The sequence below is a fragment of the Bordetella tumulicola genome (assembly GCF_054779135.1).
Window position 1 is genome coordinate 187524 of sequence record NZ_BAAGYU010000003.1, and the last position, 23023, is coordinate 210546.

Below are 23023 nucleotides of genomic sequence, written 5' to 3' on the forward strand. Positions count from 1 at the left end.
GATAGTCTCCGGGAGTGACGGGATTCCGGCGGTGGACCCGGCACATTATTGAAAGAACGGCCTGTGCCGAGTATGCGGCAGCCATCGAGACTGGTGTTTAATGACAGCTTAATTCTTTATTTAGCTGATACTTACGATGTTGAGCAGCGACGATCTGCTTTTCTTCCTGGCGCTGGCCTCGGCCAACTCACTGACGGACGCGGCGCGAAAGCTGGACGTGACCCCATCGGCGGTCACCCAGCGCCTCGCCGGGCTAGAACGCCGGCTGGGCATCGGTCTGGTCGACCGCTCGGGGCGGCGCATGGCATTGACGGACGAAGGAGAACTGCTGGCCGAGCGGGCGCGTGGCATTTGCGCCGACCTCGGTGGCCTGGCCGACGCCCTGGCCAGCCGGCGCGGACAAGTGGCCGGCCACCTGCGCGTGCTGGCGCCGCTGGGCTTCGGGCAGCGCTACGTCGCACCGGCCATCGCGCGCTTTCGGCGCCAGTGCCCCGAGGTCACCGCCACGCTGACACTGTCCGACCGGCCGGGCAGTCTGGCCACACACACCTGGGATGTGCTGATCCACATCGGCGAACTGCGCGACTCGGCTCTCGTCATGCACCGTTTGGCACGCAACCGGCGTGTGCTGTGCGCCGCGCCTGCATACCTGAAGCGGCGTGGCGTGCCCGACCATCCGGAAGCGCTACACGAACACGACTGCATCGCGCTGCGCGAGAACGACGAAGACGTCACGCTGTGGCGCCTGCGCCATGACGACGGCGCTATGGCCACGGTACGCATAGACCCGGTACTGGCCTGCAACGACGGCGGCGCCGCGCGCCACTGGGCCTTGGCTGGCATGGGCGTCCTGGTGCGCTCCGAATGGGACGTCGCCGACCTGCTGCGCCAGGGCCGGCTGGTGGAACTGCTGCCGGGTTGGCACTTGCCCGACGCCAACATCGTGGCGCTGGTGGCGTCGCGCAAGGCCCGCTCCGCGCGGACCGAGCATTTTCTTCAGCACCTGCATGAGCTGGGCGGCCGTGCGCCCTGGCTGCAGGCGGCCTCGTAAGCGCCGCGTCTGGCGCCAGCGCCAGACGGCACCGTCACCGGGCCTGCGCGCCTCTCAACGCCCTCCTTTTCTCTGCACGGGTCAGCTCAGCGGCAGCGCGGTCTGGTATTTGACCTGCTTTAACGCGAACCCCGACCGAATATTGCGCACTCCCGGGATGCGCGACAAGCGGCTCACCACAAAGTGCTCCAACCCCTGGATGTCGGGCACCACCACGCGCAACAAATAGTCTGAATCGCCACTCATCAGATAGCACTCCATGACCTCGGGACATTCGGCCATGGCATTCTGGAAGCGCTCGAGTTCGGGCTCGATCTGCTTTTCCAAACTGACCTGAATAAATACATTCAAACTCAATCCCAACTGCAGGGGATCAGCCAGCGCCACATACCCCCGGATGACGCCCGCCGCCTCGAGAGCCTTGACGCGCGCCAGGCAGGGCGAGGGCGACAAATGGACGCGGCGTGCCAACTCAACATTGGTCAGGTTGGAGTCCGTCTGCAAAATACCCAAAATGCGACGATCAATGGCATCCAGCGCGGCAGTCAGCATATTTATCCTTTAATTTTTGAATTCCCCAATTATTATGCTGCCACAGGCGGTTTTATGGCGCATATTCGATGACTTATGCCAGCACGAACGCGCTAGGATGGACGTCTACACGGAGACTTCCATCGCCATGCTCGACACTGTGATCTCGCCCCTGATCGACGACCTCGACCCCGAAGAAACCACTGAATGGCGCGAGGCGCTGCTCTCGCTGGTCCAGACTGCGGGTATTGCCCGCGCCGCCTACGTACTGGATGCGTTGCTCGGCCAGGCGGCGACACTGGGGGTACGCGCCGGCGGGCAGACGCGCAGTGCCTATCTCAATACGATCGCGCTGCGCCACGAGCCGCCTTTTCCGGGCGACTTGGCCATCGAGGAGCGCATTGCATCGATCAATCGCTGGAATGCCCTGGCCATGGTGGTGCGTGCCAATCAGGCACATGGCGAGCTCGGCGGCCATATCGCCAGCTACGCCTCGGCCGCCGATTTGTTCGAGGTTGGCTTCAATCATTTTTTCCGCGCGCCGACCGACAACTTTGCCGGCGATCTGGTCTATTTGCAGCCACACTCGGCTCCGGGGGTGTACGCCCGTGCCTTTCTTGACGGCTTTCTAGGCGAGGACGATCTAGCCCATTTCCGCCAGGAGATCACTGCCCGCGAGCGTGGTTTGCGCGGCTTGTCCTCCTATCCGCATCCGTGGCTGATGCCCGATTTTTGGCAGTTCCCCACGGGGTCGATGGGCATCGGCCCCATCAATGCCATTTATCAAGCGCGCTTCATGCGATACCTTGAGCACCGTTCGTTGGCACAGCCATCCGATCGCAAAGTCTGGGGACTGTTTGGCGACGGCGAAATGGACGAACCCGAGTCCATTGCGGCGCTGACGCTGGCCGCCCGCGAAAAACTCGACAATCTCGTGTTCGTCGTGAACTGTAATCTGCAACGCCTGGACGGCCCGGTCCGAGGTAATGGCCGCATCATCGACGAACTGGAAACGCTATACGCCGGCGCGGGCTGGAATGTCATCAAGCTGGTCTGGGGCGGGGATTGGGATGCTCTGCTGGCACGCGACACGGATGGCGCACTCGCACGCGCCTTTGCCCATACCGTCGATGGACAATTCCAGACTTTCGCGGCCAATGATGGCGCCTATAACCGCGCCCATTTCTTCAATCAAAATCCCGAACTCGCCGCGTTGGTGGCGGACTGGTCCGACGAAGCGATCGACCGATTGCGCCGCGGCGGCCACGATATCGTCAAGATCTACGCTGCCTATCATCGCGCGGCACACCACCGTGGCCAGCCCACGGTCATTCTGGCACAAACCAAAAAGGGCTACGGGATGGGTACCGCCGGCCAGGGGAAGATGACCACGCACCAGCAGAAAAAGCTGGACGACCAAGCCCTGCTGGCCTTTCGTGACCGATTCGCCCTCCCCATTTCGGATGCCGACTGCCTAGCCTTGAAGTTCTACAAACCCACGGCAGACAGCGCGGAGCTGCGCTACCTGCAAGCGCGCCGAGCCGCGCTGGGCGGCCATTTGCCACGCCGCCGCACGACATCCCCTCGCCTGCCCACGCCTCCCATCGAACAATGGGCCCGATTCGCCTTGCAGGCCGATGGAAAAGAAATGTCCTCCACGATGGCTATCGTGCGCATGCTGGGCGGACTGCTCAAGGACGAGACGCTAGGCAAGCGCATCGTGCCCATCGTTGCCGACGAGGCCCGTACGTTTGGCATGGCCAACCTGTTTCGCCAGATCGGTATTTACTCGGCGCAGGGCCAGTTATACGAACCCGAAGACATCGGCTCGGTGCTGCACTACCGCGAAGCCCTGGACGGACAAATTCTGGAAGAAGGCATCACCGAGGCAGGCGCCATCTCGTCCTGGACGGCCGCCGGCACCAGCTATTCGGTCAATGACCTGCCGATGCTGCCTTTCTATATTTATTATTCAATGTTCGGTTTTCAGCGCGTCGGCGATCTGATCTGGGCGGCGGCGGATCAACGCACGCGCGGTTTTTTGATCGGCGCGACCTCGGGCCGCACGACGCTGGGTGGCGAAGGCCTGCAGCATCAAGATGGCGCCAGCCATTTAATCGCGTCCACGGTTCCCAACTGTCGCGCCTACGATCCGGCCTACGCCTACGAGGTCGCGGTCATTCTCGAGCACGGCACGCAGCGCATGCTGGACCAGCAATGCGACGAGTTCTATTACCTGACCGTCACCAACGAAAATCTTGCCCAACCCAACCTGCCCAACGAGCAAGCACGCGAAGGCATTTTGCGAGGCATGCATCGAGTTCGGGCTGCACAACCGGACGGACTAGCACAGACGAACCCGGGTGATGGGGAATCCTGCACCCAGGCGCCCGCCCATCTGCGGCTGCTTGCGGCCGGGCCCATGCTCAACGAGGCCCAACGTGCAGCCCAACGGCTGGAGCAAGACTTCGGTATCGCCACCGAGGTCTGGAGTGTCACGAGTTTCTCTGAACTGGCGCGCGATGGCCGAGCCTGCGAACGTGACCGGGCCCTGGGTCTGAGCTCCCCACCCCCACAAAGCTGGCTGGAACAATGTTTACCCGACGCCGTTCCCGTCGTTGCCGCCAGTGACTATGTCCGTGCGGTGCCCGAGCAGATCCGCGCCTGGGTCCACGCCCCTTTTCGCGTGGTGGGTACCGACGGTTTCGGCCGCAGCGATACGCGCGCCCGTTTGCGGGACTTCTTTGAAGTCAGCGCCGACTGGATCGCGTTGCACGCCCTGGATCTGCTCTGCGACCAGGACCCGAAGCATCAAGCGGCGCGCGATGTACTCCGCGAACAACTGGGTGCTTCGCTGCGCGTCGCGCCCCCCTGGTTAAGTTGATTCGCTGCACTGCAACAACCATCGCGCCTCGCTTTCTGTTGAAATATGTGCTTTCGCGATTCCCGGACGGGCCTGTTGCAGGCCCGTTTTTTACTTTGTTAGCAGTGCAGCATAGGCCTTCACCATCATGGACGAAACCTTAACCAAACGGGCGCTTGATTATCACGCCTATCCCACCCCCGGCAAAATCTCGGTCGTACCGACCAAGACACTGGCAAACCAGGACGACCTCTCGCTGGCCTATTCGCCCGGCGTCGCAGCCGCCTGCATGGCCATTTTCGACCAGGGTGAAGACGCCGCCTCGATGTACACGTCCCGCGCCAACCTGGTGGGCGTGATCACGAACGGCACTGCGGTACTGGGCTTGGGCAACATCGGCCCGCTGGCCGCCAAACCCGTCATGGAAGGCAAAGGCTGCCTGTTCAAGAAATTTGCCGGCATCGACGTGTTCGACATCGAACTGGCCGAGAACGACCCCGACAAACTGGTTGACATCATTGCGGCGCTGGAACCGACACTGGGCGGCATCAACCTCGAAGACATCAAAGCCCCCGAGTGCTTCTACATCGAGAAGAAGCTACGCGAGCGCATGAAGATCCCCGTCTTTCACGACGATCAGCACGGCACCGCCATCATCTCGTCGGCCGCCATTCTGAACGGACTGAAGGTCGTAGGCAAAGATATCGGCAAGGTCAAGCTGGCCGTGTCCGGTGCGGGCGCGGCCGCCATTGCCTGCCTGGACTTGCTGGTTAACCTGGGCATCAAGCTAGAGAACATCTATGTCGTGGACTCACGCGGCGTGATCTGGCAAGGCCGCGACGAAAACATGGAGCCCAACAAAAAGCGCTACGCGCAGAAAACCGACGCCCGCACCCTGGCCGACGTCGTGCGCGATGCTGACGTATTCCTGGGCTGCTCCGCCCCGGGCGTACTGACTGCCGACATGGTCAAGACCATGGCCGACAAGCCGCTGATCCTGGCACTGGCCAACCCCGAACCCGAGATCCGTCCCGAAGTCGCCCGCGCCGCGCGCCCCGACTGCATCATCGCCACCGGCCGCTCGGACTATCCGAACCAAGTCAACAACGTCTTGTGCTTTCCCTTCATCTTCCGCGGCGCCATGGATGCGGGTGCCTCGCGCATCACCGAGGAAATGAAGCTGGCTTGCGTCAAGGCCATTGCCGAGCTGGCACAGGCCGAACAAAATGACGAAGTCGCCCACGCCTATGCTGGCCAGGACCTGTCGTTCGGCCCGGAATACATCATTCCCAAGCCCTTCGATCCACGCCTGATCGTCCAAATCGCCCCCGCCGTCGCTCAGGCCGCCGCCGACTCCGGCGTCGCCGCTCGCCCTATCGAGGACATCGAAGCCTACCGCCAAAAACTGCTGGGCTTTGTGTACCACTCGGGCCAACTGATGCGCCCCCTTTTCGCCCAGGCCAAACAAGCACCCAAGCGCGTGATCTATGCCGACGGCGAAGACGAACGCGTCCTGCGCGCAGTGCAAACCGTTGTCGATGAAAAACTGGCGCAGCCCATCCTCGTGGGGCGCCCGTCCGTCATCGAAATGCGCATCAAAAAAGCCGGCCTGCGCCTGATTCCCGGCGAAACCATCGAGATCGTCGACCCCGAAGACGACAGCCGTTTCAACGAAACCTGGAACGCGTACTACCAACTGAAGGGCCGCGAAGGCGTCACCCCCGCCATCGCCAAAGCCATGATCCGCAAGCACAACACGCTCATCGGCGCCTTGCTGCTGCAACGTGGCGATGCCGATGCATTGCTGTGCGGAGTCGCCAGCCAATACGACAACCAGTTGAAGTACGTCGACGAGATCATTGGCCGCAAAGCGGGACAAACCTATGCCGCGCTGAACGTGCTCATGCTGCCCGACCAAACGCTGTTCGTCACTGACACGCATGTCAACGAAAACCCGTCGGCCGAACAAGTCGCCAACATCACCATGCAAGCCGCTCACGAAATGCGTCGCTTTGGCGTCGTGCCCAAGGCTGCCCTGCTCTCGCACTCCAACTTCGGCAGTCGCTCGACCGAATCGTCGCGCAAAATGTCCGAAGCACGCCGCATCGTGGCGCAACGCGCGCCCTCACTGGAAGTCGACGGAGAAATGCACGCCGACGCCGCCCTGTCGGAAAGCATCCGTCAACAGGCCTACCCCGACAGCCAACTCAAAGGCCGGGCAAACCTGTTGGTCATGCCCAATCTCGACACGGGCAACATCACCTACAACATGTTGAAAATGACCGGCAGCAACGGCATCGCCATGGGTCCCATCCTGTTGGGCGCCGCTCGCCCTGTACACATCCTGACCACCAGCGCCACCGTGCGCCGTATCGTCAACATGACGGCACTCGCCGTCGTGGATGCCCAGCAAGAGGCAGCCGAAAAGCACTCTGCGTAAAAGCCGATGTGCTAGCCTAGGCGGACCAGCGCTCCCTCTGGTCCGCCTTTTTTATTGCGGGGCCATCCCAAAATAAAAACACGCCTTGGGAGGCAGCAAAGCCACGCAGTGGCTGCCGCGTGGCTTTTTTTGCTCGCGAAAGCCTTGGACACATCGCTTGTCCAACAGCCTTCGGCGATTCGCTAATAGGCCCCGCTCCGTAGCACCCTCCTTTCATCTCAACCACCTCGAGGTATCGATGTTGCAAGACGCCCTGCTCGCCTGGATTCACTACCTTGCCATCTTCCTGCTGATCGTCGCCATGACCGCACAAACCGTCTTGCTGCGGCCCACTCTGACCACCCCCACCCTGCGCCGCCTCGCCATTTACGATCGCGTGTACGCCGCAAGCGCCATCGCCGTCCTGATCACCGGCGTCCTGCGCCTGATTTTCGGCGCCAAAGGCGCGGCCTTCTACATGGCCAACCCCTGGTTCCACGCCAAATTCGGCGTATTCATCCTCATCGCCCTCTGTTCCATCCCCCCCACGATCGCCTTCATCAAATGGAACAAACAGGCCAAACTTGACTCAACATATCTCCCGGCCCCGCTGCAAATCAAACGCGCCCGCCGCTGGGTCATGGTAGAAGTCCACCTGCTAGTCCTCCTCCCCCTATTCGCCGCACTAATGGCACGCGGCATAGGCATGTAATCCCAGGGCGAATCAATGCATCACGTGCCACCAAGAGCACCCGATGCAATGAACATTGCATAACACCACCAGGGCATGCAGTTAACGCGAGTCCCGGCCGCGCGCTTGGAAGCGATACCGGCGTGTTGAGCAAGGGCAGCCCGCGCGCAGCGCGGGCCGAGGCCCCTGGTTGGGCCGAGCCGCGGCGATTACGCCGGTATCGCTTCCAAGCGCGCGGCCGGGACGTCTTAATAGCGACACCCCCGCAGAAGCAAAAAAGCCACGCATCCAAAGACGCATGGCTTTTTAACAATGCAATCAATCCCTACCTCACTAACGAAGCAGAGACCGACGAAGCAAATTAACGGTTATCCATCGAAGGCACATCACGCGTGACCGAGCCAGTGAACAATTGGCGCGGACGGCCAATTTTGTAATCCGGATCCGACAGCATTTCGTTCCACTGGGCGATCCAGCCCACCGTACGTGCCAACGCGAAGATGGCCGTAAACAGCGACGTCGGAATGCCAATGGCGCGTTGAACGATACCCGAGTAGAAGTCCACGTTCGGGTAGAGCTTGCGCGACACGAAATAATCGTCTTCCAGAGCAATACGCTCCAGTTCCATCGCCAGCTTGAACAGTGGATCGTTTTCCAGGCCCAGCGACTGCAGGACTTCCTTGCACGTCTCTTGCATCAACTTCGCGCGCGGATCGTAGTTCTTGTAGACACGGTGGCCAAAGCCCATCAGGCGAACGCCCGAGTTCTTGTCCTTGACCTTCTCCATGAACTCGCCGACCTTGTCCACGCCACCATTGGCCTGGAGTTCTTCGAGCATCTGCAAGCACGCTTCGTTGGCGCCACCGTGAGCCGGGCCCCACAAGCAAGCCACACCCGCGGAAATCGCCGCGAACGGATTCGTACCCGACGAACCGCACAGACGTACGGTCGAGGTCGAGGCATTTTGCTCGTGGTCGGCGTGCAAGATGAAAATACGATCGAGTGCGCGCTCAACGACCTCGTTGACCTTGTACTCTTCGCAGGGCGTCGCGAACATCATGCGCAGGAAGTTGCCGGTGTACGACATGTCGTTCTGCGGGTAGATGAACGGCTGGCCTACCGAGAACTTGTAAGCCATCGCCACCAGGGTCGGCATCTTGGCGATCAGGCGAATCGCCGAGATATGGCGATGCTGCGGGTTGGTGATGTCAGTCGAGTCATGATAGAACGCCGACAGCGCGCCCACCAGGCCCGTCAACACAGCCATCGGATGCGCATCGCGACGGAAACCGCGCAGGAAAAGATGCAATTGCTCGTTGACCAACGTGTGATGCGTCACCTGCGAATCAAAGTCGGTTTTTTGATCACGGTTGGGCAGTTCGCCGTTCATGATCAGATAGCAGATATCGAGGAAATCGCAATTCACCGCCAACTGCTCGATGGGATAGCCGCGATACAGCAATTCGCCCTTGTCGCCGTCGATGTACGTAATAGCCGACTCGCACGCCGCCGTCGACATAAAGCCGGGGTCGAACGTAAACATGCCAGTTTGGCCATACAGCTTGCGGATGTCGATGACTTCCGGGCCGACCGTGCCCTTGTACACGGGAAACTCGATCGGCTTAGAGCCGTCCGAGAACGATAGAGTGGCTTTCTTATCAGACAGATTCATCGCATATTTCCTCAAAATTAATCAGAGCTCACGCATTTTTCCGATGATCTCTCGCAACCGTGGCGTATCGATTGCCCCTTCGGGCTCTGTGCGCGCCAACAGCAAATCGAGCAAGTCGTTGTCACCCAGATCGAACAACTGCGTCAACGCGCTGACGTCCTCATCGGTGAGCTGCGTTTCGTACGCATCCAGATAACGGGTAATGATCAAATCATTTTCGAGCAGCCCGCGGCGTGCCCGCCACCGAAGGCGTGCCCGTTCAAGTTCAGTCAAACCGCTCATATTGATCTCTTTACCGTATTAACTAGACAGTACGACGCACCATCAGTTCCTTGATTTTGCCAATTGCCTTGGTGGGGTTCAGACCCTTGGGACAGACGTCCACGCAATTCATGATGGTATGGCAACGGAACAGGCGGTACGGGTCTTCCAGGTTGTCCAGACGGGCACCCGTGGCTTCGTCGCGGCTATCCGCGATGAAACGATAGGCTTGCAACAGGCCGGCGGGGCCCACGAACTTGTCGGGGTTCCACCAGAAGGACGGGCAGGATGTCGAGCAGCAGGCACACAGAATGCACTCGTACAGACCATCGAGCTCTTCGCGGGCTTCGGGCGACTGCAGGCGCTCGCGCTCAGGCGGCGGCGCGTCGTTGATCAGATACGGGCGAACAGAGTGATACTGATTGAAAAAGTGGGTCATGTCCACGATCAAATCTCGGATCACCGGCAGACCAGGCAACGGCTTAAGCACGATAGGTTGTTTAAGCTCGCGCAGGTTGGTCGTGCATGCCAGGCCGTTCTTGCCATTGATGTTCATGGCGTCAGAACCGCACACGCCTTCGCGGCACGAACGGCGCAGCGACAGACTGTCGTCCACGTCGTTCTTGATACGCACCAGCGCGTCAAGCAGCATCTTGTCGGTCGGCTGGAGTTCGACGTCCAGCTTTTGCATGTACGGGCGCTCGTCCTTGTCCGGATCGTAGCGGTAGATTTCGAATTTGACGATTCTTTTAGTGCTCATCACAGAATCCTGCTTAGAAAGTACGCGCTTTAGGCGGGAAGGACTCGACCGTCATCGGCTTCATTTGGACGGGCTTATATTCCAGACGGCTGCCTTCGGAATACCAGAGGGTATGCTTGAGCCAGTTGTCGTCGTCGCGAAGGGGGTGGTCATCCAATGCATGGGCGCCACGGCTCTCCAGACGGCTCGCGGCCGATTTGATGGTGGCGCGCGCCACTTCAGTCATATTGGCAACTTCTAGTGCCTCGATGCGGGCCATGTTGAAAACCTGGGACTTGTCCTTGTAGTAAAGATGCTCGGCTTGCTTGGCCAGATCTTCGATCTGACCCACGCCTTCGTTGAGCAAGTCCAACGTACGGAACACGCCGCAGTGACGCTGCATCGACACACGGATCGCGTTGGCGACGTCTTGCGTCTTTTCGCCCGAGGTACGGCCTTCGAGCTTGGCAAGGCGATCCAGCGAGAAATCGACAGCCGCTTGGGGCACGGGCTGGTGCGCGTGCTGGCGTTCGGGATGCGAATTCACGATGTGGTTGCCGGTCGCACGGCCAAACACGATCAGATCCAGCAGCGAGTTGGTGCCCAGGCGGTTCGCACCGTGGACAGACACGGCCGCGCACTCACCCACCGCGTACAAACCATTGACGATCTTGTTTTCGCCATTGACGCGCGACAACACCTGACCATGATAGTTGGCCGGAATCCCACCCATCTGATAGTGGATGGTCGGCACCACCGGGATCGGTTCCTTGATCGGGTCGACGTTGCCGAACTTGATCGCGATTTCACGAATCGACGGCAAACGTTTGTTGATAACGTCAGCCCCAAGGTGATCAAGCTTGAGCACCACGTAGCTGCCATCGGGACCGCAACCCCGGCCTTCTTTGATTTCCTGGTCCATCGAGCGGGACACGAAGTCACGCGGGGCCAAGTCCTTGAGCGTGGGCGCATAGCGCTCCATGAAGCGCTCGCCATCCTTGTTCAACAGGATGCCGCCTTCGCCGCGCACACCTTCGGTAATCAAGACGCCCGCGCCGGCCACGCCGGTCGGGTGGAATTGCCAGAATTCCATGTCTTGCAAAGGGATACCGGCGCGCGCTGCCATACCCAGGCCATCGCCGGTATTAATGAAGGCGTTGGTGGAGGCGGCCCAGATACGGCCGGCGCCACCGGTGGCCAGCACCGTGGTCTTGGCTTCCAGGATGTAAATGTCGCCCGTTTCCATTTCGAGCGCCGTTACACCGACGACGTCGCCGTCTTCGTTGCGCAGCAGATCCAGCGCCATCCATTCGACGAAGAACTGCGTGCGGGCGGCGACGTTACGCTGATACAGCGTGTGCAACAGGGCGTGGCCGGTACGGTCGGCCGCGGCACAGGCACGTTGCACCGGTTTTTCACCGAAATTGGCGGTGTGTCCACCGAATGGACGCTGGTATATGGTGCCATCGGCGTTGCGGTCAAACGGCATGCCGAAATGCTCGAGTTCGTACACGGCGTTGGGGGCTTCGCGGCACATGAATTCGATGGCATCCTGGTCACCCAGCCAGTCCGACCCCTTGACGGTGTCGTACATATGCCAGTACCAGTTGTCTTCGCTCATGTTGCCCAACGAGGCACTGACGCCGCCCTGAGCCGCCACGGTGTGCGAACGGGTGGGGAAAACTTTGGACAGAACCGCAACCGACAGGCCGGCTTGGGCCAGTTGCAAGGAACAGCGCATGCCGGCTCCGCCGGCACCGACGACGACCACATCAAATTGGCGGCGCGGCAGGGATTTCGTGACAGAGACCACGGCTTAGATACTCCAGATGATTTGCGCGAAATAGACAATCGATGCGACCAACCAGAGGATAGTCAGCACTTGCAGCAACAGGCGCACGCCTGTGGGCCTGACGTAATCCATCCAAATGTCGCGCACACCGATCCAGGCGTGCCAGGTCAACGCAAAGAAAAACAAGGTGGCCAGCAATTGGCCAACAGGAAGTGCCCCAACGTGGAAGGTAAACAACGCCTTCCAGTTTTCGTAGGAGAACGACGGCATGACGAGCAGGCCGACGATCAGTACCAGGGTATACACGGCCATGATGACCGCCGTAATGCGTTGCGCGATAAAGTCGATCACGCCGTAGTGGGCCCCCACAACCAGGCGCTTGGGGCCATAGTTTTTGGTTTCAGCCATTACAGAACTCCGAATAGTTTGAGGGCGAAGACGACGGTCAGCGCCAGGCTGACACCAAAGGCGACGCCAGCGCTTTTCTGGGCCGAGATCTTGTCGATACCGATATGCAGATCCAGCACCAGGTAACGGATGCCGGCACAGAAATGGTGCAGATAACCCCACACCAATGCCAGGAACACCAGCTTGACTATCGGATTGCCTGCGTACTCGGCGATCTGGGCGTAACTTTCGGGCGAGGCCACGCTGGCCGCGAACAACGGCAGAATGACCAAGGGAAGACAGAGAAACAACAACGCGCCGCTGACGCGGTGCAAGATGGACAATTTTCCTGCCAGGGGCAGGCGATATTTGGCGATTTGCGCAATACCTATATTGCGAAACTGCGGGCGTGGCTTGGCAGCGGTGTCGGTCATGACGGCCTCGGTGTTACGGTGCTAGGGATTCGTGACAACGAAAGTGGAGCCGCCCTTTCGGGCAAACGCTCTATTTTCGCCTAGAGAACGGTTGGTATCAAATCGTAGGAAAAAAGCTCATCAATTCAAGTTATTGCGGTAATGGTAGTGATCAGTCAAGTAGAGTCCACGACGAATTTCCACTGGTCGGTCGCCATAGGTATAAGACACGCGATCGACCTGTAACAGCGGAGAGCCCGGCGTGACGCCCAACAATCCCGCGATCTCGGCGGGCGCCTCTACAGCGCGTAGTTTTTCGTCGGCGCGAACCATACTGACGCCGAATTCGGTCTCGAACAGACCATACAGCGGCGCCTTGTTGGCCTTGAGAACCTCGAGTGTCAGGCCCCGAAAGACTGGGCCAGGCAGCCAGATGTCATCAATGACCGTGGGGCGATGATTCATGGACAACTGGCGGCGGATCATGACAACGGTTTCGCCGGTGCGCAACTCCAGTGCCCGCGCGATTTCGGCAGGCGCACTCTGGCGGCGGCACTCGAGGATACGGCTTTCGGCGCGCCCGCTCTCGCCTTCGACATCAGCGGCGAGCCGGAGAAAGCGGTAACGGACACGGGCTTCGTGGTGGGTGGCAACAAAGGTACCCTTGCCTTGGCGACGCAGCAGCAGGTGCTCGGCGGCGAGCTCATCGACGGCTTTGCGTACGGTGCCCTGGCTGACCTGAAAGCGCGCGGCCAGGTCGATCTCGCTGGGGATCAACTCGCCGGGCTTCCATTCGCCACGCTCGAGGCCCTGCACCAGCAAGTCTTTGATCTGACGATACAGCGGACTGAAAGCGGCCCCCTCGCCCGCCGGTCGGGCGGCGCGATTGCGTAGCGGAGGTTCGGGCCTGGGGTCTGCCATGATCGTTGTTTTCGGTACTGTGTTTGTCGGCGGGCATGGCCGCTATGTGCCATGAATACAGGATGCCGGCCAAACGCCGCATTGTGGCATAACTGGCGCGCCACTGTCCAACGTCTTATGTCTTATATAAAACATAAGAGCAATTGACGTATACGTAAATTCGATCTAGGATTTACGCCACTTTAAACACCACGGACGGCGCATCCGGCGACGCCCTGCGATTAAACTGATTGCGAGATTGTTGTCTCACAGAACTCATCACGGAGAATCTTCATGTCCAAGCCTGCCTTGCGTGTCGCCGTCACCGGCGCCGCCGGCCAAATCGGTTACGCCCTCCTGTTTCGCATCGCCTCCGGCGAAATGCTAGGTAAAGACCAGCCGGTCATTTTGCAACTGCTGGAAATCCCCGACGAAAAAGCGCAAAAAGCCCTGCAGGGCGTCATCATGGAACTCGATGACTGCGCTTTCCCGTTGCTGCAGGAAATCACCGCTCACAGCGACCCCCGCACCGCGTTCAAAGACGCTGACGTGGCACTGCTGGTCGGCGCGCGCCCCCGCGGCCCCGGCATGGAACGCAAAGACCTGCTGAGCGTCAACGCCCAGATTTTCACCGCTCAGGGCAAGGCTTTGAACGACGTCGCCAGCCGTGACGTCAAAGTCCTGGTCGTCGGCAACCCCGCCAACACCAACGCCTACATCGCCATGAAGTCGGCGCCGGATCTGCCCGCCAAGAACTTCACCGCCATGCTGCGCCTGGATCACAACCGTGCCCTGTCGCAACTGGCAGCCAAGTCGGGCAAGGCCGTTGCCGATATCGAAAACCTGATCGTATGGGGCAACCACTCGCCCACCATGTATCCGGACTTCCGCTTTGCCACGGTGGGCGGTGAAAGCCTGACCAAGCTGATCAACGACGACGCCTGGAACCGCGACACCTTTATCCCCACCGTGGGCAAGCGTGGCGCCGCCATCATCGAAGCTCGTGGTCTGTCGTCGGCCGCTTCGGCCGCCAACGCCGCCATCGACCATGTGCATGACTGGATCCTGGGCAGCAACGGCAAGTGGGTCACCATGGGTATTCCGTCCGACGGTTCCTACGGCATCCCCGAAGGCATCATCTACGGCGTGCCGGTCACCACCGAAAACGGCGAATACAAGCGTGTCGAAGGCCTGGAAATCGACGCCTTCTCGCGCGAGCGCCTGGACTTCACGCTGAAAGAGCTGCTCGAAGAGCGCGACGGCGTGAAAGACCTGCTGAAGTAATTCCCGCAAGCTGCCAGGCTCCGGCCTGGCGGGCGGCGCGGTATTTTCCGCGCCGCAATAAATCTGTGTCTTTTCCATCACCATGCCTCATGGCGTGATGAAGGCGCCCTGTGTACAAGCCTGCCCGTCGTTGACAGCAGCGCAGATCCGCTGCCACCAAGGAAACAGATTTATTGCGCAGCCCAAGCGGCTGGTCGATGCATGCGGCAGTGCTACCCGAGCGCATCGTCAGAGTACGTAGACGGCATTTTCTGCACTATCAATCAGGCCACAGGGCGCCCGACTGAGCGTCCAGCCCTAATCCTCGGAGACTCGTCCATGACCCGCCCCACTTCTCCTGGTGCTCTCTTTCGCCAAGCCTTGGCCGAAGAAAATCCGCTACAAATCATTGGCACCATCAACGCCAACCACGCCCTGCTGGCCAAGCGTGCCGGGTACCGCGCCATTTACCTCTCGGGGGGCGGTGTCGCCGCCGGCTCGCTCGGTTTACCCGACCTGGGCATCAATACCCTGGACGATGTATTGACCGACGTACGCCGTATCACGGACGTATGCGACGTCCCCCTCATCGTCGACATCGACACCGGTTTTGGTCCGTCGGCGTTCAATATCGCGCGCACCATCAAAAGCCTGATCAAGTTCGGCGCGGCGGGTTGCCATATCGAAGACCAGGTCGGCGCCAAGCGTTGCGGCCATCGTCCGGGCAAAGAAATCGTCAGCACCCAGGAAATGGCTGACCGCGTCAAAGCGGCCGCCGATGCACGAATCGATTCCGATTTCTACCTGATTGCGCGTACCGATGCGATCGCCTCGCATGGCGTGGATGCGGCCATCGAGCGCGCCCTGGCGTGCGTCGAGGCCGGTGCTGACGCCATCTTTGCCGAAGCCGCCTACGACCTGCCTACCTATGAGCGTTTTGCCAAGGCGGTCAGCGTGCCGCTGCTGGCCAACATCACTGAATTCGGCAAGACCCCGCTGTTCTCCGTCGAGGAACTGGGCAGCGTGGGTGTCGGCATGGTGCTGTATCCGCTGTCGGCTTTCCGCGCCATGAACAAGGCCGCCGAGAACGTGTACCAGGCCATCCGCCGCGACGGCCACCAACAGAACGTGCTGGATACGATGCAAACCCGCGACGAGCTGTACGATCGCATCGGCTACCATGCTTTCGAGTCGCAACTGGATGCGCTGTTCCAGCAAGGTAAAGGCAAGTAATTTTCGCGCGGGTCGATACGTGTTGTCGCATCGACCCGCGTTGCAAGTCAACTTTCGCCCCATTCATGCCCATCAGGGCAAGGAGTCAGAGACATGAGCACGTCGCCCAAGAAGCAAAGCGCTGGAACAACACCCCAAACCGCCAGCGCCTCCACCGAAGAAAAAGCGGGCTTCAAGCCAAAAAAATCCGTAGCGCTGTCTGGCGTTGTCGCCGGTAATACAGCCCTGTGCTCGGTAGGTCGCACCGGTAATGACCTGCACTACCGCGGCTATGACATTCTGGATTTTGCTGGCGAAGCCGAATTCGAAGAAATCGCCCATTTGCTGGTGCACGGCAAGTTGCCCACCAAGGCCGAACTCAAGGCTTACAAAGAACGACTGCGCTCCCTGCGCGGCCTGCCGGCACAATTGCAAAATGCGCTGGAAAGCCTGCCGGCATCGAGCCATCCCATGGATGTGATGCGTACGGCCGTGTCGGTCCTGGGCTGCGTGTTGCCCGAGAAGGACGATCACAATATTCCCGGCGCCCGGGACATCGCCGACCGCCTGATGGCGAATCTGGGATCCGCCCTGTTGTACTGGTATCACTACAGCCATAACGGTCGCATCATCGACGTCCAAACGGACGACGACAGCATCGGCGGTCATTTCCTGCATTTGCTGCACGGCAAAAAACCGTCGGACGATTGGGTTCGCGCAATGCATACGTCGCTGATCCTGTACGCCGAGCACGAGTTCAATGCCTCGACGTTTACCAGTCGCGTGATTGCCGGCACGGGCTCGGATATGTATTCGGCGATCACCGGCGGCATCGGCGCTCTGCGGGGTCCGAAGCACGGTGGCGCTAACGAGGTGGCGTTCGAAGTGCAAAAGCGCTATGACAGCCCGGACGAGGCCGAGGCGGATATCCGCCGCCGCGTTGAAGCCAAGGAAGTCATTATCGGCTTTGGCCACCCGGTCTACACGGTTTCGGATCCGCGCAATAAGGTCATCAAGGACGTTGCCCAAAAGCTGTCAAAGAAGGCGGGCAGCACAAAGATGTTCGATATTGCGGAGCGTCTGGAAACGGTGATGTGGGATGTCAAGAAGATGTTCCCGAACCTGGACTGGTTCTCGGCGGTGAGCTATCACATGATGGGTGTGCCGACGGAGATGTTTACGCCGCTGTTTGTGATCGCGCGTACGGCGGGCTGGTCCGCCCACGTGATCGAGCAGCGTGTCGATAACAAGATCATTCGTCCTACGGCTAACTATGTCGGGCCGGATGATCAGAAGTACGTGCCGTTGGAAAAGCGGAAGTAAGCTCTTCCATTGGTTAGCTCGGACTCGGGGCGGAGAGGGTTCTTTTGGCGCCCTCGCCCTCCGTATCAAGCCGACACCGGCCGTTCACTATCTCCGGGCAGTGAGCATCATTCTGATGGCTAGGCCGGCCAGGACGGTGCCCATCAGCCATCGTTGGGCAACGGCCCAAGTGGGCCGGGTGGCGAGAAAGGAAGCGATGCTGCCGGCCAGGATGACGATCAGCAGGTTTATGCTGATGCTGATGGCGACTTGTACGGATCCTAAAGCCAGGGATTGCGTCAGGATGCTGCCCTTGTCGGGGTCGACAAACTGCGGCAGCAGCGACAGATACATGACTGCGATTTTGGGGTTCAGCAGATTGGTAAGAAAGCCCATCAAGAACAGCTTTTTAGGGCTGTCTGGCGGCAATTCCTTGACCTGAAAGGGTGAGCGGCCGCCAGGGCGAACCGCTTGCCAGGCCATATAAAGCAGGTACAGGGCACCGCCGTAGCATAGCGCTTCGTAGGCATATGGAACCGCGAAAAGCAGTGCCGAAATACCTAGCGCAGCACTGACCATGTAAAACACGAAGCCCAGCAATACGCCCAATAGCGACAGGACGCCTGCGCGCCGCCCCTGACAGATAGAACGCGAGACCAAATAAATCATATTCGGTCCGGGTGTCATGACCATACCCAGTGAAATAGCGGCAAAAGCAAGAATGGTGGCGGTTTCTGGCATGGCTGTTTCTTGTTCAGGTGGGCATATCTTGAATCGAATTGTACTGACGCTAGTCGTCTACCACCAGCAAACTATTCTGATATCTCACGCCACCTGAACATCTAAATCCCACCAACAAATAGGGGCTGATCTTGCTGCGCCTGCCTATCCAGCAATTACCCCCGATTCGGTGCCCACGGCACACGCACCCAGCCCTCCATCAGCACGCGCGCGCTGCGTGACATGATGGCCTTGGTGACGGTCCAGTTGCCATCGACCTGGCGGGCTTGCGCTCCGACGCGCAACGTGCCGGACGGATGGCCGAAACGCACGCCATCACGCGCGCCACCACCGGCGGCCAGATTGACTAAGGTACCCGGCACGGCGGCGGCCGTCGCGATCGCAACTGAGGCCGTCCCCATCATGGCGTGGTGCAATTTGCCCATGGACAAGGCGCGCACCAATACGTCAACGTCACTCTCCGAGATCGTTTTACCGCTGGAGGCGGTGTAGGCCTTGGGCGGGGACACGAACGCGACTTTGGGTGTGTGTTGACGACCTGCCGCCTGCTCCGGCGAACTGATCAATCCCATGCGCACCGCCCCATAGGCACGGATGGTTTCAAAACGCGCGAGCGCGGCGGGATCGCTATTAATGTCGTCCTGCAACTCGGCACCGGTATAGCCCAATGCGTCAGCATTCAGAAAGATCGTGGGAATGCCAGAGTTGATAAACGTGGCCTGGAATTTACCCACGCCCGGCACGTCGAGTTCGTCCACGATGTTACCGGTGGGGAACATGGAACCGCTATCGCCCTCGCCTTCATCGGCTGGATCCATGAACTCGAGCGTGACTTCGGCGGCCGGAAACGTCACACCATCCAGTTCAAAGTCGCCGGTTTCCTGGACCTGGCCGTTGGTGATGGGCACATGAGAGACGATGGTTTTGCCAATATTGGCTTGCCAGATCCGCACAATCGCGATGCCGTTCTCGGGCACGCGTTGTGCGTCCACTAGTCCATTTGCAATCGCAAACGGACCGACGGCGGCCGACAGGTTGCCGCAGTTGCCGCTCCAGTCGACGAAGGGCTGATCAATGGACACCTGGCCAAACAGGTAGTCCACGTCATGGTCCGGCCGGGTGCTCTTGGACAGAATCACGGTTTTGCTGGTGCTCGACGTTGCCGCGCCCATACCGTCAGTCTGCTTGCCGTACGGATCCGGGCTGCCGATCACGCGCAGCAAGAGCGCATCACGATCGGGGCCGGGCACCTGTGCGGCCTCGGGCAAATCGGTCAGCTTGAAAAATACGCCTTTACTCGTGCCGCCGCGCATGTACGTGGCGGGGATCTTGATCTGGGGTGCGTGAGTCATAGTCTGGTCCTGAAAACGGGAATGCCTGGTAGGGAGCCTTGTTTAACCCGCCTTAGCGGCGACGCCAGCGGACTCTGCCTCGAGAAAGTCCTGGGCAAAACGCTGCAGCACGCCGCCCGCCTCGTAAATAGAGACTTCCTCGGCCGTATCGAGTCGACAGGTCACGGGAACCTCCACTGTCTGTCCATCGCGACGATGCACGATCAGCGTCAGATCGACGCGCGGCTTGCGTTCGCCCGTGACGTCATAGGTTTCCGTGCCATCAAGCGCCAGCGTCTTGCGATCGGTGCCCGGCTTGAACTCGAGCGGCAACACGCCCATTCCAAGCAGGTTGGTGCGGTGAATGCGTTCGAAGCCTTCGGCCACGATGGCCTCTACGCCCGCCAACCGCACCCCCTTGGCCGCCCAGTCGCGCGACGAACCCTGTCCGTAGTCAGCCCCCGCCACAATGATGAGCGGTTGCTTGCGCTGCATATAGGTCTCGATAGCCTCCCACATACGCAATGTCTTGCCTTCGGGTTCGACACGGGCCAGCGAGCCTTGTTTGACGCTGCCGTCGTCGTTGCGCACCATCTCGTTAAAGAGCTTGGGGTTGGCAAATGTCGCGCGCTGCGCGGTCAGGTGATCGCCCCGATGCGTGGCATAGGAGTTGAAATCCTCTTCGGGCAAACCCATTTTTGCCAGGTATTCGCCAGCCGCGCTATCGAGCAGGATAGCGTTCGAGGGCGACAGATGGTCGGTGGTGATGTTGTCGCCCAGCACCGCAAGCGGACGCATGCCGCGCAACGTGCGTTCGCCTGCCAACGCGCCTTCCCAGTACGGCGGGCGACGAATATAGGTGCTTTGAGGACGCCAATCGTACAAGGGGCTCACGGCCTCGCGGCGTTGGTCGCGAATCCCGAACATCGGCGCGTAGACCTTGCGGAATTGCTCGGGCTTGACGGCCGTCGCGACGACGGCATCGATCTCTTCGTCGCTGGGCCAGATGTCTTTGAGGCGAATATCCTGGCCGTTGACGTCTTGCCCCAGTACGTCTTGTTCGATATCAAAGCGGATCGTGCCGGCAATCGCATATGCAACGACCAACGGGGGCGATGCCAGGAAGGCCTGCTTGGCATAGGGGTGGATACGGCCGTCAAAATTACGATTCCCCGACAACACGGCAGTGGCATACAAATCGCGGTCGATGATCTCTTGCTGAATCTTGGGGTCCAGTGCGCCAGACATGCCATTGCACGTCGTACAGGCGAAGGCGACGATACCAAAACCCAGTTTTTCCAGCTCTGTCGTCAGGCCGGCTTCGTCCAGATACAGCTCAACGGCTTTGGATCCCGGTGCGAGCGACGTCTTGACCCAGGGCTTGCGCGTCAAACCCGCACGGTTGGCATTGCGCGCCAACAGCGCGGCTGCGATGACGTTGCGCGGGTTACTGGTATTGGTGCAACTGGTGATGGCCGCGATGATGACCGCGCCATCGGGCATCAGATTCGGCTGGTTTTCCACGACACCCGCAATACCGCGCTCGGCCAGATCGGACACGGGTAACCGGCGATGCGGATTCGAAGGGCCAGCCATCGTGCGCACCACGCTCGACAGATCGAAATGCAGCACGCGTTCGTATTGCACCTGGCTCAGGCTATCGGACCACAAGCCCGCGACTTTGGCGTAGGTTTCGACCAGGCGCACCTGCTCATCCTCACGCCCCGTGAGCTTCAGATAATCGATGGTCTGTTGATCGATCGAGAACATGGCCGCTGTCGCACCATACTCGGGCGCCATATTGGAAATCGTCGCGCGATCGCCCAGCGTGAGGCTGGATGCGCCTTCGCCATAAAACTCCAGATACGCGCCCACGACTTTTTCCTTGCGAAGGAACTCGGTCAAGGTCAACACAATATCGGTGGCCGTGATACCAGGCTGACGACGCCCCGTGAGCTCGACGCCCACGATGTCGGGCAAACGCATCCACGACGCGCGGCCCAACATGACGTTTTCGGCTTCCAGCCCGCCCACGCCAATCGCGAACACGCCCAAGGCATCGACATGAGGGGTATGGCTATCGGTGCCCACCAGAGTGTCGGGATACGCCACGCCCTCCTGGGCATGGATCACCGGCGACATGCGCTCCAGGTTGATCTGGTGCATGATGCCGTTGCCCGGCGGCACGACATCCATGTTGTGAAACGCCTCGCGTGTCCAGTCGATGAAATGGAATCGGTCCTCGTTGCGACGATCCTCGACCGCGCGGTTCTTTTCAAACGCATCGGCTTCAAAGCCACCATGCTCGACGGCCAACGAGTGATCCACGATCAACTGCACCGGCACGACAGGATTGACCTTGGCGGGGTCGCCGCCCTTCTCGGCGATGGCATCGCGCAGACCCGCCAAGTCGACCAGCGCCGTCTGCCCCAGAATGTCGTGACAGACAACGCGGGCCGGAAACCACGGGAAATCGAGATCGCGGCGGCGCTCGATCAATTGACGCAGCGCGTCGTTCAACAGCGCGGGATCACAGCGTCGCACGAGGTTTTCGGCCAACACACGTGACGTATAAGGCAACGTGTCGTAGGCGCCAGGCGCAATCGCATCGACAGCGGCGCGCACATCAAAATAGTCCAGACTGGTGCCCGGCAGGGGCTTTCGAAATTGGGTATTCATGCTTCGGCCTCGGTGTGCTGCAGGTTGCCCTGCGCGATCTGATGTTCAATGTTGAGACGGGATGCACGGATGTGTCTGCGCATCAGGAGTTCTGCCAATTCGCCATCGCCATCGGCGATAGCGTCGAGAATGCGATGATGTTCGGTAAACGCTTGGCGGGGTCGATTAGGCGTAGCCGAATATTGAATACGATACATGCGGGCCAACTGATAGAGCTCATCGCACAACATGCGAATCAGCATCTGGTTGCCACTGCCCTGGACGATACGATAATGAAAGTCGTAGTCCCCCTCTTGCTGGTAGTAGCCGCGACCCGCCTGAAAAGCCTCGTCGCGCTCATGCGCCTCGAGCACCCGGCGCAGCTCGCTGACGGCGGCCGGCGTCATGCGCTCGGCGGCCAGGCGGCAGGCCATGCCTTCGAGCGACTCTCGAATCTGGTATAGCTCGCACAGCTCTTGCTGACTGAGCGACACGACACGCGCGCCCACGTGAGCCACGCGCACCAGCAAGCGCTGCCCCTCCAGCCGATGCATAGCCTCGCGCAGCGGCCCACGGCTAATCCCGTAGGTGCGAGCCAGCTCAGGCTCGGAGATCTTGCTGCCGGGCGCGATTTCGCCTTTGACGATGGCGGACTGGATCTTTCGGAACACATGGTCCGACAAGGTCTCTGTCTCAGTCGCGCCGTTCACCGGCAATGTCAGGATTTTTTCGGACATGTCGACAATCAAACTATTTTTACGAGGAAAATTATAGCCAAACTGTTTTTTATAAGCCAG

Annotated in this window: 19 protein-coding genes; 7 read left to right on the plus strand and 12 right to left on the minus strand. The window is 60.0% G+C overall.

The annotated features are described in order from the left end of the window. Window positions 1-136 precede the first annotated feature (136 nt). Complete coding sequence (locus ACYVDM_RS00880; protein WP_415790570.1) at window positions 137-1051, plus strand: LysR family transcriptional regulator; 915 nt, start codon at window positions 137-139, stop codon at window positions 1049-1051. Between the two features lie 81 nt (window positions 1052-1132). Here the strand turns inward: ACYVDM_RS00880 and ACYVDM_RS00885 are convergent, their stop codons facing one another. Continuing rightward, window positions 1133-1603: an Lrp/AsnC family transcriptional regulator gene (locus ACYVDM_RS00885; RefSeq protein WP_415790568.1), complete on the minus strand. Its 471-nt coding sequence runs from the start codon at window positions 1601-1603 to the stop codon at window positions 1133-1135. A 127-nt stretch (window positions 1604-1730) separates the two neighbouring features. Here ACYVDM_RS00885 and mdeB point away from each other — a divergent pair, with 127 nt between their 5' ends. The 3 genes from mdeB (at window position 1731) to ACYVDM_RS00900 (ending at window position 7576) form a co-directional block, all read left to right on the plus strand. Beyond that, window positions 1731-4466: an alpha-ketoglutarate dehydrogenase gene (gene mdeB / locus ACYVDM_RS00890; RefSeq protein ID WP_415790920.1), complete on the plus strand. Its 2736-nt coding sequence runs from the start codon at window positions 1731-1733 to the stop codon at window positions 4464-4466. A gap of 127 nt (window positions 4467-4593) precedes the next feature. Then, entirely contained in the window at window positions 4594-6885 is a 2292-nt protein-coding gene (locus ACYVDM_RS00895) for an NADP-dependent malic enzyme (protein WP_415790566.1), read from the plus strand. Window positions 6886-7123: 238 nt separating this feature from the next. Next, window positions 7124-7576, plus strand: a complete 453-nt coding sequence (locus tag ACYVDM_RS00900; protein WP_415790564.1) for a DUF2214 family protein — start codon at window positions 7124-7126, stop codon at window positions 7574-7576. A gap of 340 nt (window positions 7577-7916) precedes the next feature. Here ACYVDM_RS00900 and ACYVDM_RS00905 read toward each other — a convergent pair whose 3' ends face one another. From ACYVDM_RS00905 to ACYVDM_RS00935, 7 genes are all read right to left on the minus strand, one after another. Beyond that, entirely contained in the window at window positions 7917-9227 is a 1311-nt protein-coding gene (locus ACYVDM_RS00905; RefSeq protein ID WP_415790562.1) for a citrate synthase, read from the minus strand. Window positions 9228-9248: 21 nt separating this feature from the next. Next, window positions 9249-9509 (minus strand): succinate dehydrogenase assembly factor 2, encoded by a 261-nt coding sequence (locus ACYVDM_RS00910; protein WP_415790559.1) that lies wholly within the window; start codon window positions 9507-9509, stop codon window positions 9249-9251. Between the two features lie 22 nt (window positions 9510-9531). Further along, complete coding sequence (locus ACYVDM_RS00915) at window positions 9532-10248, minus strand: succinate dehydrogenase iron-sulfur subunit (protein WP_415790557.1); 717 nt, start codon at window positions 10246-10248, stop codon at window positions 9532-9534. A gap of 13 nt (window positions 10249-10261) precedes the next feature. Continuing rightward, entirely contained in the window at window positions 10262-12040 is a 1779-nt protein-coding gene (gene sdhA, locus ACYVDM_RS00920) for a succinate dehydrogenase flavoprotein subunit (RefSeq protein ID WP_415790555.1), read from the minus strand. A gap of 3 nt (window positions 12041-12043) precedes the next feature. Next, on the minus strand, window positions 12044-12427 hold the full coding sequence (sdhD, locus tag ACYVDM_RS00925) for a succinate dehydrogenase, hydrophobic membrane anchor protein (RefSeq protein WP_415790553.1): 384 nt from the start codon (window positions 12425-12427) through the stop codon (window positions 12044-12046). Continuing rightward, entirely contained in the window at window positions 12427-12840 is a 414-nt protein-coding gene (gene sdhC / locus ACYVDM_RS00930) for a succinate dehydrogenase, cytochrome b556 subunit (protein WP_415790551.1), read from the minus strand. Before sdhC ends, sdhD begins: the two co-directional genes overlap by 1 nt. A gap of 120 nt (window positions 12841-12960) precedes the next feature. Further along, the gene (locus ACYVDM_RS00935; RefSeq protein WP_415790549.1) at window positions 12961-13740 is read right to left on the minus strand and encodes a GntR family transcriptional regulator; all 780 of its coding nucleotides are present in this window, start codon (window positions 13738-13740) and stop codon (window positions 12961-12963) included. A 273-nt stretch (window positions 13741-14013) separates the two neighbouring features. Between ACYVDM_RS00935 and ACYVDM_RS00940 the strand changes: the two genes are divergently transcribed. The 3 genes from ACYVDM_RS00940 to prpC all read left to right on the plus strand — a co-directional run bounded on the left by ACYVDM_RS00940 (window position 14014) and on the right by prpC (window position 17517). Then, window positions 14014-15003, plus strand: coding sequence for a malate dehydrogenase (locus tag ACYVDM_RS00940; protein ID WP_415790547.1), 990 nt, complete (start codon window positions 14014-14016; stop codon window positions 15001-15003). A 318-nt stretch (window positions 15004-15321) separates the two neighbouring features. After that, complete coding sequence (gene prpB, locus ACYVDM_RS00945) at window positions 15322-16215, plus strand: methylisocitrate lyase (RefSeq protein ID WP_415790545.1); 894 nt, start codon at window positions 15322-15324, stop codon at window positions 16213-16215. A gap of 93 nt (window positions 16216-16308) precedes the next feature. Further along, window positions 16309-17517 (plus strand): bifunctional 2-methylcitrate synthase/citrate synthase, encoded by a 1209-nt coding sequence (gene prpC / locus ACYVDM_RS00950; protein WP_415790543.1) that lies wholly within the window; start codon window positions 16309-16311, stop codon window positions 17515-17517. Between the two features lie 87 nt (window positions 17518-17604). Here the strand turns inward: prpC and ACYVDM_RS00955 are convergent, their stop codons facing one another. From ACYVDM_RS00955 to ACYVDM_RS00970, 4 genes are all read right to left on the minus strand, one after another. Beyond that, a complete protein-coding gene (locus ACYVDM_RS00955) occupies window positions 17605-18237 on the minus strand; it encodes a LysE family translocator (protein WP_415790541.1) in 633 nt (210 codons plus the stop codon). 155 nt (window positions 18238-18392) lie between these two features. After that, window positions 18393-19589, minus strand: coding sequence for a 2-methylaconitate cis-trans isomerase PrpF (prpF, locus tag ACYVDM_RS00960; RefSeq protein ID WP_415790539.1), 1197 nt, complete (start codon window positions 19587-19589; stop codon window positions 18393-18395). Window positions 19590-19631: 42 nt separating this feature from the next. Continuing rightward, complete coding sequence (gene acnD / locus ACYVDM_RS00965; protein ID WP_415790537.1) at window positions 19632-22247, minus strand: Fe/S-dependent 2-methylisocitrate dehydratase AcnD; 2616 nt, start codon at window positions 22245-22247, stop codon at window positions 19632-19634. Further along, window positions 22244-22963, minus strand: a complete 720-nt coding sequence (locus ACYVDM_RS00970; RefSeq protein WP_415790535.1) for a GntR family transcriptional regulator — start codon at window positions 22961-22963, stop codon at window positions 22244-22246. The genes acnD and ACYVDM_RS00970 overlap by 4 nt, the downstream gene beginning before the upstream one ends. Between the last annotated feature and the right edge of the window lie 60 nt (window positions 22964-23023).

Coding starts and splice junctions, on each gene's coding strand:
- ACYVDM_RS00880 (WP_415790570.1), top strand. CDS start 137: ATGTTGAGCAGCGACGATCTGCTTTTCTTCCTGGCGCTGGCCTCGGCC.
- ACYVDM_RS00885 (WP_415790568.1), bottom strand. CDS start 1,603: ATGCTGACTGCCGCGCTGGATGCCATTGATCGTCGCATTTTGGGTATT.
- mdeB (WP_415790920.1), top strand. CDS start 1,731: ATGCTCGACACTGTGATCTCGCCCCTGATCGACGACCTCGACCCCGAA.
- ACYVDM_RS00895 (WP_415790566.1), top strand. CDS start 4,594: ATGGACGAAACCTTAACCAAACGGGCGCTTGATTATCACGCCTATCCC.
- ACYVDM_RS00900 (WP_415790564.1), top strand. CDS start 7,124: ATGTTGCAAGACGCCCTGCTCGCCTGGATTCACTACCTTGCCATCTTC.
- ACYVDM_RS00905 (WP_415790562.1), bottom strand. CDS start 9,227: ATGAATCTGTCTGATAAGAAAGCCACTCTATCGTTCTCGGACGGCTCT.
- ACYVDM_RS00910 (WP_415790559.1), bottom strand. CDS start 9,509: ATGAGCGGTTTGACTGAACTTGAACGGGCACGCCTTCGGTGGCGGGCA.
- ACYVDM_RS00915 (WP_415790557.1), bottom strand. CDS start 10,248: ATGAGCACTAAAAGAATCGTCAAATTCGAAATCTACCGCTACGATCCG.
- sdhD (WP_415790553.1), bottom strand. CDS start 12,427: ATGGCTGAAACCAAAAACTATGGCCCCAAGCGCCTGGTTGTGGGGGCC.
- sdhC (WP_415790551.1), bottom strand. CDS start 12,840: ATGACCGACACCGCTGCCAAGCCACGCCCGCAGTTTCGCAATATAGGT.
- ACYVDM_RS00935 (WP_415790549.1), bottom strand. CDS start 13,740: ATGGCAGACCCCAGGCCCGAACCTCCGCTACGCAATCGCGCCGCCCGA.
- ACYVDM_RS00940 (WP_415790547.1), top strand. CDS start 14,014: ATGTCCAAGCCTGCCTTGCGTGTCGCCGTCACCGGCGCCGCCGGCCAA.
- prpB (WP_415790545.1), top strand. CDS start 15,322: ATGACCCGCCCCACTTCTCCTGGTGCTCTCTTTCGCCAAGCCTTGGCC.
- prpC (WP_415790543.1), top strand. CDS start 16,309: ATGAGCACGTCGCCCAAGAAGCAAAGCGCTGGAACAACACCCCAAACC.
- ACYVDM_RS00955 (WP_415790541.1), bottom strand. CDS start 18,237: ATGCCAGAAACCGCCACCATTCTTGCTTTTGCCGCTATTTCACTGGGT.
- prpF (WP_415790539.1), bottom strand. CDS start 19,589: ATGACTCACGCACCCCAGATCAAGATCCCCGCCACGTACATGCGCGGC.
- acnD (WP_415790537.1), bottom strand. CDS start 22,247: ATGAATACCCAATTTCGAAAGCCCCTGCCGGGCACCAGTCTGGACTAT.
- ACYVDM_RS00970 (WP_415790535.1), bottom strand. CDS start 22,963: ATGTCCGAAAAAATCCTGACATTGCCGGTGAACGGCGCGACTGAGACA.